We start from the raw sequence: 7,621 nt of genomic DNA, 5'->3' as shown, positions 1-7,621 counted from the left end.
GACGATCGTCTCGCCCAGCCCGCGCGAGACGGCGAAGACCCCCGGCGACTGCAGCGCGAGCACGCGCCAGCGCCAGCCGCCATCGGTCAGGAAGATGCGCCGGCCATAGCCCGGCCCGTAGATCGCGCTTCTGCGCAGCAAGGCGTCGGAGCGCGCGAGCAGCGCGGGCATCTTTGGCGGGATCGCGCGGTCGGAATAGAGTGTCGTATCGCCGATCACGGCGCGGTGCGGAAAGGCGAGCACCTCGGGCGCGAGCGTGATGGTGCCGAGCACCACCGCCGCCCCGAGCAAGGCCCGATTGAGATTTCTCTGCCAGCGCTGCATCATCACCCTCCCCGCAGAGCGTGTTATACTACCACCACACCGCCGCTTGCGCAACAGTCCCTTGCCGGCTTCGCCTTTTCCAGCGAGACGCGGTGCAGACACGCACAAGGAGCATCACATGGCGATCATGTCCGACCGCTGGATTCGCGAGCAGGCGCTGACCACCGGGATGATCGAGCCGTTCGTCGACGGGCAGAAGCGCGACGGCTGCATCAGCTACGGCCTGTCCTCCTACGGCTATGACGCGCGCGTGTCGGACGAGTTCAAGGTCTTCACCAATATCGACAGCGTGATCGTCGATCCGAAGGACTTCGCCGCGAACAGCTTCGTCGATCGCAAGACCGATTGCTGCATCATCCCGCCCAACAGCTTCGCGCTCGCGCGCACGGTCGAATATTTCCGCGTGCCGCGCGACGTGCTCGTCATCTGCCTCGGCAAATCGACCTATGCGCGCTGCGGGATCATCGTGAACGTCACCCCGCTCGAGCCCGGCTGGGAGGGGCATGTCACGCTCGAATTCTCGAACACCACGCCGCTGCCGGCGAAGATCTACGCCAATGAAGGCGCGTGCCAGTTCCTGTTCCTCGAAGGTAACGAGCCGTGCGAGACGAGCTATGCCGACCGCGCGGGCAAATATATGGGCCAGCGCGGGGTAACGTTGCCGCGGTTGTGAGCGAGCACTGCGCGCTTGGACCGCCCAAGCGAGTGCCGAGGCGCAAGGCGTGCCTATCTTTGAGATGGACCTCGCCGGGAGATTGAGCCGGCTCCCCACACGCGATAAGGTCGCGGCGGCGTTTGCGGTCGCGGCAGGCGCGGGAGATCGCGGCAATGCCGATTGAGGGTCCGCCACATCGTCGCTGGTCGCGACGCGGCGTCTTGACCGGTGGGTTGGCGGTCATGGCGATGCCGTCTCCCCTCGCCGCCGCGGACGATCAGCCGCTGTCGCTGCCGATCGCGCTCGGGCCGATGCGGATCGAGATCGGGGTGTTGGTCAACGGCCACGGACCGTATCTGTTCGTGCTCGACAGCGGAGGTCAGCCGGGATTGATCGACGAGGGGCTTGCACGTTCGCTGCATCTGGCGTCCGGGCGCACGATGACCTTCACGCTCGCGCACGAGGCGCGTCGGGTGCCGGTGTACGATGTCGCGCTGGCGGTCGGCGGCGCCTTTCGCCAGCCGCATGCCTCGCTCGTCGGAACCGATGTGATCACCTTCGGCCCCGGCGCGCAGGGGTCGCTTTCGGCCGGCTTCCTGACGCATGGCGCGAGCGGCCTGCTGTTCGACGAATCGCGCTGGCTGCTCTGGCCCGGCGCCTTGCCGGCGCTGCCCGACTATGTACGGCTGCGGCATGCGATCCGTAAGCTCGCATTACGCGGCGGCTCGGACCTGTTGGTCGCACCGGCGACGGTCAACGGGGTCGAGATCGAGCTTGGCTATGACACCGGCGCGCCGGCGCCGATGACGCTGTCGCCCGCAGCGGCGAAGCGCGCCGGGCTGCTCGACGGGCGTCCCGATTGCCCGATCGGGGCATCGGCGAAACTCTATCGGTCGGGGCCGGTGCACATCGCCGGGATCGATCTGTATCGGCCGTTGGTGGCGGTGCATCCGGTCAATTATGGATCGGCGCTGTTCGATAACGGTCTTGTCGGGCTTGGGCTGCTGCGGTTGCTCGACCTGGCGACCGATCCGTCCGCGGGCGATCTGCTCGTTCGCCGCAACCGGCAGAGCCCGCTCCCCGAACGCTATTCCTTGTCGGGCATCTGGTTCGACCGCCGCGGGAACGGCGCGATGGTCGCAGCGGTCGGGCGTGGCAGCCCGGCGCAGGCCGCGGGAGTCGCGCCGGGCGATCTCGTCCTCGACATGCCGTTCGAGCAAGCCGTGAGCCGTTTCAAAGGGCCGGCGGGCGCGACGGTCACCGCGACGCTCGAACGCGCGGGGGTGCGCCGCCCGATCGAGATCGCGCTGCGGCCCTATCTGGTCGATCACCCGGTGGGATAAGGTCCCTTCCCCTCACACCGCGTGCGGAGGGCGTTACCCAAGCGCGTACGCGTGCGATGCGCGGATCTCCGTTCTGCAGCGCAATGCTGTGTTCAACAGCCGCATCGGGATCGAACGCACCGCGCTTGGCACACATCGACCGCACCATCGCAGGCGCCTTACACCCATAAAAAAGGCGGCCCCGAAGGACCGCCCTGATTGCATTCGAACTGTATGGCAGGCGACTCAGAAGTCGTTGCGATACTGTTCGTTGCCGATGAAGCCGAGCTTCGAGACGTTCGACCGCTTGATGATCGCGAGGATCTGGTCGACCTTCTCGTAACGCGCCGCCGGGTCGGGCTGGAAGTGCAGCTCGGGCTCGGGGTTGAGCTGCGTCGTCTGCGTCAGATACTGCTGCAGCGTCGCCGGATCGGTCGGAGCACCGTTCCACAGCACGACACCGTCGGGCTGGATCACGATCTTGTTCTTTTGCGGATCGATCAAGGGCTTGTTCTGGTTCGGGTCATTGATCGGAAGATCGACCTTCACCGCATGCGTCTGGATCGGGATGGTGATGATGAACATGATGAGGAGCACGAGCATGACGTCGATCAACGGCGTCGTGTTCATATCCATCATCGGCTGGTCGTCACCACGGCCTGCGCTCATTGCCATGTCAAATACTCCCTGCGGCGAGGCCGCAATTCACTGAGGCTGCTACGGCAGCGATCACGAAGCCGGACCGCCCGTGGGAGGCGGCTCCGAGATGAACCCGACCTTGGCGAACCCGGCCGACTGCATCGTATAGATCGCACCGCCAATGCAGCGATACGGAGTCTCGACGTCGCCGCGGATATGCGCTTCGGGAAGATCCTCGGTCGTCAAGTTCGCGGCACCGCCGGCCTTGTCGACGATTTCCTTGAGCTTGTCGGTCGCACGCTTGAGCAGTTCCTCATGCGTCACCGGCGTCTGGCCCCAGAACACCGCGCAGCTGCCGTCGGGCTTGCGCGTGATCGAGAGCGACACGTTCTCGGGCTTGGTCACGGTCGGATCGTAGCGCACGTCCGGGAGCTTCAGCTTGACGGTCTGCACGATCGCCGGGATCGTGATGAGGAAGATGATGAGCAACACCAGCATGACGTCGACGAGCGGCGTCGTATTGATGTCGGACATCGGGGCGTCATCGCCGCCGCCACCTGTACTAATCGCCATGAAAGGCCATCCTATTCGTATCGGTCATACCGCCCGACCAACCCGGGCGGCGAAGGAAGCGGGGTCGCCCGGAGGCGACCCCGTTCGGTAGTCTTAGACGCGGGTCTGCACGCCACCGGCCTGGCCGGCGGTCGAAGTCGTCACGGCAGGCTTGGCAGCTGCCGTCGTGCCGGTTGCAGGGCCCTTCTTGCCGGGCGCATGCGGACGAACCGCACCGTTCGAGGCAAGGTAGCCGAGCACGTCGTTCGAGAAGGCCGAGAGATGCTCGGCGATCGCCTTGTTGCGACGCTGCAGCCAGTTGAAGGCGAGCACCGCCGGAACCGCGACGACCAGACCGAAGGCGGTCATGATCAGCGACTCACCGACCGGGCCTGCGACCTTGTCGATCGATGCCTGGCCAGCCTGGCCGATGCCGATCAGCGCGCGGTAAATACCGAGCACGGTACCGAACAGACCGACGAACGGTGCGGTTGCGCCGACCGTCGCGAGGAAGGCGAGACCGCCGCCGAGCTGCGAGTTGATCGCGGCTTCCGAGCGCGCGAGCGAGCCGTGCAGCCAGTCATGCGCTTCGACCGGATCGGTCAGGCGCGCATGCTGCTCCTGGGCTTCGATGCCGTCGTCGACGATCTGCTTGTAGGCCGAGTTCTTCTCGAGCTTGGCAGCGCCTTCGCGCAGCGAGTTCGACGCCCAGAAGGTCGCGCGGACGCGACGGCCCTGGTTGATGATCTTCTGCTGCTCGAAGATCTTGGTGAACAAGATGTACAGCGTGAAGAACAGGAAGATCGTGAGGATCGCAGCGGTCGTCCAGGTGACGGGGCCGCCCTGCTTCATGGCGTTCAAGAAGCCGAAATTGTCTGCGGCAGAGGCACCGGCAGTAAGGATGATGGTGGACATTGGGGGGACTTCCTTCTCGACAAGATGACCATGGGGCCCCTTCCCGGGCCCGCACGGCTAGGATTGGGTTATTCTGGCAAGCGCCAGACGACACGGCGGGTTTGACCGACGGTGCGCATCGGCGCCCCGGTCTGGTCGAGGGCCGGGGAATAGCGACCACGCCGCGTCAGGGCGCTGCAGGCGGCACGATCGAGCGACGAATTGCCGCTCGACGATGTCACGGTGCAGTTCTCGACGCGACCGTTGGTCCCGATATCCCAGCGGATTGCCGTCGTACCTTGTGCTTCTGCGCTCAGTGCGTCGGACGGATAGTCGTCGTTGGTGATCCAGTCGGCCGGGTTCCCCTTCGGACCCGCGGCCTTGCTGGCCACCGGCGGTGCAGGCGGAGCCGCGACCGGAACCGGTGCCGGGGCGGCGCGCACCGTGACCGGCGCGGCCGGCGGTGGCGTGACGACCGTGGCGATCGGCGGCGGCGGCGACTGGACGCGCACGATCGGCGGCGGCGACACGACCGGTGGGGTCTGCAGCTGCGGCTGTTCGGGCGGCGGGGGGGGCGGCTTGTCTGGTGGTGGGGGCGGCGGTTCGACGACGTCGAAGGTGTTAAGCTTCTCGGTCACCTTTTTGATGTACTTGAAGGTCAGCCCGTTCACGAAACCCCACGCGAACAGCGCGACAATGACCGAAACGATCACGATCGACACCACGCGGCTGCCACTCGTATTGCGATCAGCGTATGCCATTCAGAAACGAAACTCCTCTATTCCGGCACGACGGTCCAAGCCGATCCGTAACGTCCGCTCGTTATCCGGCCTGTCATGGGCTAGTGTATCCTGGACAGACCACAACCTCTATCGCGCCAAAAACGACGACGCAAACGCTTTGTCTCACGCAACAAACGTACAACCTCCCCGTGGCAGAATTATTTCTGTTTAAAAAGATCGCGACACGCTAGTCGTTCGCCATGTCCAAGCTCCTCAAAATCGCCGTTGCAGCCGCCCTGTTGGGGATGCCCGCATACCTTGTCGCGGCGCCACAAAACCGCGCGAATCCAAGCGATGTTGCGGGACCGGTATTACACTATGCCGACTATGCCGACCTCGTGGTCGATGCGCCGGTGATCGTCGATGCGACGGTGCGCAGCCAGCTTCGGCTCAAACCGGTTGATGCGCCCGACCTTCCGCCGACGATCGCGCGACTTTATGTCGAGGCCGACGTCGGCGCGCTGATTCGCGGCTCCAACGCGGTGCCGCCGCGGATCGGCTATACGCTCGACGTCCCGCTCGATGCGCACGGCCGCGTACCGAGCTATCGAAAGGCGCGCGTCCTGCTGTTCGCGCGCGCTGTGTCGGGCAATGCCGGGCAGGTCCAGCTCGTCCGGCCCGACGGCCAGCGCAGCTGGACTCCGGCGGGCGACGCGCTGACCCGCCGAATCGTCCGCGAGGTGCTCGCCCCCGATGCGCCGCCGACGATCACCGGAGTCGGCAACGCCGTCCATACCGCAGGCGATCTGCCGGGCTCGGGCCAGACGCAGATCTTCCTGACCACCGTCGACAACCGCCCGATCTCGTTCGACATCGAGCGCAAGCCCGACCAGCCGCCGCACTGGGTGGTCGCGCTCGGCGAAGTGGTCGACCAATCCGCGCCGCCGCCGGCGCGCGACACGTTGCTATGGTATCGCCTCGCCTGCACGCTGCCGGCGGCGCTGCCCGACAGCTCGGTCCCGCAGGACGGCGACGATGCGGCGATCGCGCGCGAGGATTATGCGCTGGTGGTGCGCGAACTCGGGGCGTGCGAGCGTGGGGGGCGGCGGTAAAAGTCGCACCCATCTCCGTCACCCCGGCCTTGTGCCGGGGTGACGGATTATCGAATCTCGAGCACTTGCCCCGTCGTCGAATGCGCGCCAACGAGATACTCGGCCGCAGCGACGACGGCGTCGCGGTCCGTATCAGCCCCCACATCAAGCGCCCCGAGCCGCGTCTGCGGCGCCAGCTCGACCGCGAGCGGTCCGACCGCCGCGCGGAGCATCGCACGGTCGAGCGCCGCGGCGGCGGCGTCGATCACCAGCATCACCATTCCTGATTCGCGCGGCGCGTCGCGCACCGCGGCGACCGCGTCGCGGCCCGCGGCGAAGACGAGCGCCGCACGCGTGCCCACCGCCGTCGCGAGCGCATCCCTCACCGGCGGTTCCGCACCAGCGTGATGCCGATCGATTCGCCAGCCTCGGCGATCGCGAGCTTGACGATCGTCACCTCGACGCGGGCGACGCGCGCATCCTGCAGGAACAGCGTTTCGCAGATATGGTCCGCCACCGCCTCGACCAGTTTGAAATGCACGCCCTGCGGCAGCGCGGTGGTCGCGGCGTGCTTGAGATCGAGATAGTTCTTCGACTCGGTCAGCGGCGTCTCGGGGTCAAAGCGATCGGGCACGCTCAGATCGACCGTCAGCGAGATGCGCAGCGGCTGCGGGAGGTGCGTTTCCTCGGAATAGATTCCGGTCAGCACCATCACTTCGAGGTCGTGCACGTTGAGCGTCAAACGGTCGGTCAAATCGATCCCAATCCTGGTCGTATCGCGGCGCGCCATAGCAGATGTCGCCGCCCAGGGAACCTTCGCCCCACGATCGCGCTTGCGTTGCCGCCGATCGGGCGTAAAGCGCGCGGCCCGCGTGCTGCCATGCGGTCTTGAAGGATCAACGCCCGTGATCGAGGTCTTGCCGATTGCCGCCGTCGCCCCCGCCGAAGTCGAGCGCTTGCTCGACCGCGCGTTCGGCACCGACCGCCACGGCCGCACCGCATATCGGATCCGCGCGGGGATGGCGGCGATTCCGGCGCTCAGCTTCGCCGCGATCGAGGGCGGCGCGTTGCTCGGCACGATCCAATGCTGGCCGATTCGCTTCGCCGGCGACGATGGCAGCGAGGTCGCGATGGTGCAGCTCGGCCCGGTCGCGGTGACGCCCGACCGGCAGCAGGCCGGGATCGGCCGGCTGCTCACCGCGCATGCGCTCGCCGCGGCCGAGACGGGCGGCATGGCGGATGCGCTCACGCTGATCGGCGATCCCGAATATTACGGCCGGTTCTTCGGCTTCGACGCGGCGCGCACCGCGGCATGGCGCGTGCCGGGTCCGGTCGAGCGGCACCGCCTGCTCGCCCGCGGCGCGAACGTCCCGGCGGGCGCGGGTGCGCTCGGGCCGCGCGTCGCCGCGCTGGTCTGAGGCG

Annotated in this window: 10 protein-coding genes and 1 pseudogene; 4 read left to right on the top strand and 7 right to left on the bottom strand. The window is 66.7% G+C overall.

Translation table 11 applies throughout. From position 1 onward, the window contains the following. Positions 1-324: pseudogene (locus RH90_RS23925) on the bottom strand (hypothetical protein); the annotation flags it as partial. A 118-nt stretch (positions 325-442) separates the two neighbouring features. Between RH90_RS23925 and dcd the strand changes: the two are divergent. Beyond that, the gene (gene dcd / locus RH90_RS09080; RefSeq protein ID WP_010185242.1) at positions 443-997 is read left to right on the top strand and encodes a dCTP deaminase; all 555 of its coding nucleotides are present in this window, start codon (positions 443-445) and stop codon (positions 995-997) included. Between the two features lie 224 nt (positions 998-1,221). Then, a complete protein-coding gene (locus RH90_RS09075) occupies positions 1,222-2,322 on the top strand; it encodes a hypothetical protein (RefSeq protein WP_029625178.1) in 1,101 nt (366 codons plus the stop codon). Between the two features lie 225 nt (positions 2,323-2,547). Here RH90_RS09075 and RH90_RS09070 read toward each other — a convergent pair whose 3' ends face one another. The 4 genes from RH90_RS09070 to RH90_RS09055 all read right to left on the bottom strand — a co-directional run bounded on the left by RH90_RS09070 (position 2,548) and on the right by RH90_RS09055 (position 5,147). After that, positions 2,548-2,976 (bottom strand): ExbD/TolR family protein, encoded by a 429-nt coding sequence (locus tag RH90_RS09070; protein WP_010185240.1) that lies wholly within the window; start codon positions 2,974-2,976, stop codon positions 2,548-2,550. 54 nt (positions 2,977-3,030) lie between these two features. After that, entirely contained in the window at positions 3,031-3,513 is a 483-nt protein-coding gene (locus RH90_RS09065; RefSeq protein WP_010185239.1) for an ExbD/TolR family protein, read from the bottom strand. A 93-nt stretch (positions 3,514-3,606) separates the two neighbouring features. Next, positions 3,607-4,407 (bottom strand): MotA/TolQ/ExbB proton channel family protein, encoded by an 801-nt coding sequence (locus tag RH90_RS09060; protein ID WP_010185238.1) that lies wholly within the window; start codon positions 4,405-4,407, stop codon positions 3,607-3,609. A 68-nt stretch (positions 4,408-4,475) separates the two neighbouring features. Further along, positions 4,476-5,147, bottom strand: coding sequence for an energy transducer TonB (locus RH90_RS09055; protein ID WP_010185237.1), 672 nt, complete (start codon positions 5,145-5,147; stop codon positions 4,476-4,478). A gap of 221 nt (positions 5,148-5,368) precedes the next feature. Between RH90_RS09055 and RH90_RS09050 the strand changes: the two genes are divergently transcribed. Then, on the top strand, positions 5,369-6,220 hold the full coding sequence (locus RH90_RS09050; protein WP_010185235.1) for a hypothetical protein: 852 nt from the start codon (positions 5,369-5,371) through the stop codon (positions 6,218-6,220). Positions 6,221-6,267: 47 nt separating this feature from the next. Here RH90_RS09050 and RH90_RS09045 read toward each other — a convergent pair whose 3' ends face one another. Both RH90_RS09045 and RH90_RS09040 read right to left on the bottom strand, forming a co-directional pair. Continuing rightward, positions 6,268-6,585 carry a Rossmann fold domain-containing protein gene (locus tag RH90_RS09045; RefSeq protein ID WP_010185234.1) on the bottom strand — a complete coding sequence of 106 codons (318 nt, stop codon included), beginning with the start codon at positions 6,583-6,585 and terminating at the stop codon, positions 6,268-6,270. Next, the gene (locus RH90_RS09040) at positions 6,582-6,989 is read right to left on the bottom strand and encodes a dihydroneopterin aldolase (protein ID WP_010185233.1); all 408 of its coding nucleotides are present in this window, start codon (positions 6,987-6,989) and stop codon (positions 6,582-6,584) included. The genes RH90_RS09045 and RH90_RS09040 overlap by 4 nt, the downstream gene beginning before the upstream one ends. A 115-nt stretch (positions 6,990-7,104) precedes the next feature. Between RH90_RS09040 and RH90_RS09035 the strand changes: the two genes are divergently transcribed. Beyond that, positions 7,105-7,617: a GNAT family N-acetyltransferase gene (locus tag RH90_RS09035; RefSeq protein WP_010185232.1), complete on the top strand. Its 513-nt coding sequence runs from the start codon at positions 7,105-7,107 to the stop codon at positions 7,615-7,617. Positions 7,618-7,621 lie beyond the last annotated feature (4 nt).

Source organism: Sphingomonas sp. PAMC 26605, assembly GCF_000241485.1.
Taxonomy (GTDB): domain Bacteria; phylum Pseudomonadota; class Alphaproteobacteria; order Sphingomonadales; family Sphingomonadaceae; genus Sphingomonas.
Note: the sequence above shows the minus strand (reverse complement) of the source record. Positions and strands in the feature narration are given on the sequence as shown.

Excerpts from the sequence above, each read along its gene's own strand:
- dcd (WP_010185242.1), top strand. The coding sequence starts at position 443 with ATGGCGATCATGTCCGACCGCTGGATTCGCGAGCAGGCGCTGACCACC.
- RH90_RS09075 (WP_029625178.1), top strand. The coding sequence starts at position 1,222 with ATGGCGATGCCGTCTCCCCTCGCCGCCGCGGACGATCAGCCGCTGTCG.
- RH90_RS09070 (WP_010185240.1), bottom strand. The coding sequence starts at position 2,976 with ATGGCAATGAGCGCAGGCCGTGGTGACGACCAGCCGATGATGGATATG.
- RH90_RS09065 (WP_010185239.1), bottom strand. The coding sequence starts at position 3,513 with ATGGCGATTAGTACAGGTGGCGGCGGCGATGACGCCCCGATGTCCGAC.
- RH90_RS09060 (WP_010185238.1), bottom strand. The coding sequence starts at position 4,407 with ATGTCCACCATCATCCTTACTGCCGGTGCCTCTGCCGCAGACAATTTC.
- RH90_RS09055 (WP_010185237.1), bottom strand. The coding sequence starts at position 5,147 with ATGGCATACGCTGATCGCAATACGAGTGGCAGCCGCGTGGTGTCGATC.
- RH90_RS09050 (WP_010185235.1), top strand. The coding sequence starts at position 5,369 with ATGTCCAAGCTCCTCAAAATCGCCGTTGCAGCCGCCCTGTTGGGGATG.
- RH90_RS09040 (WP_010185233.1), bottom strand. The coding sequence starts at position 6,989 with ATGGCGCGCCGCGATACGACCAGGATTGGGATCGATTTGACCGACCGT.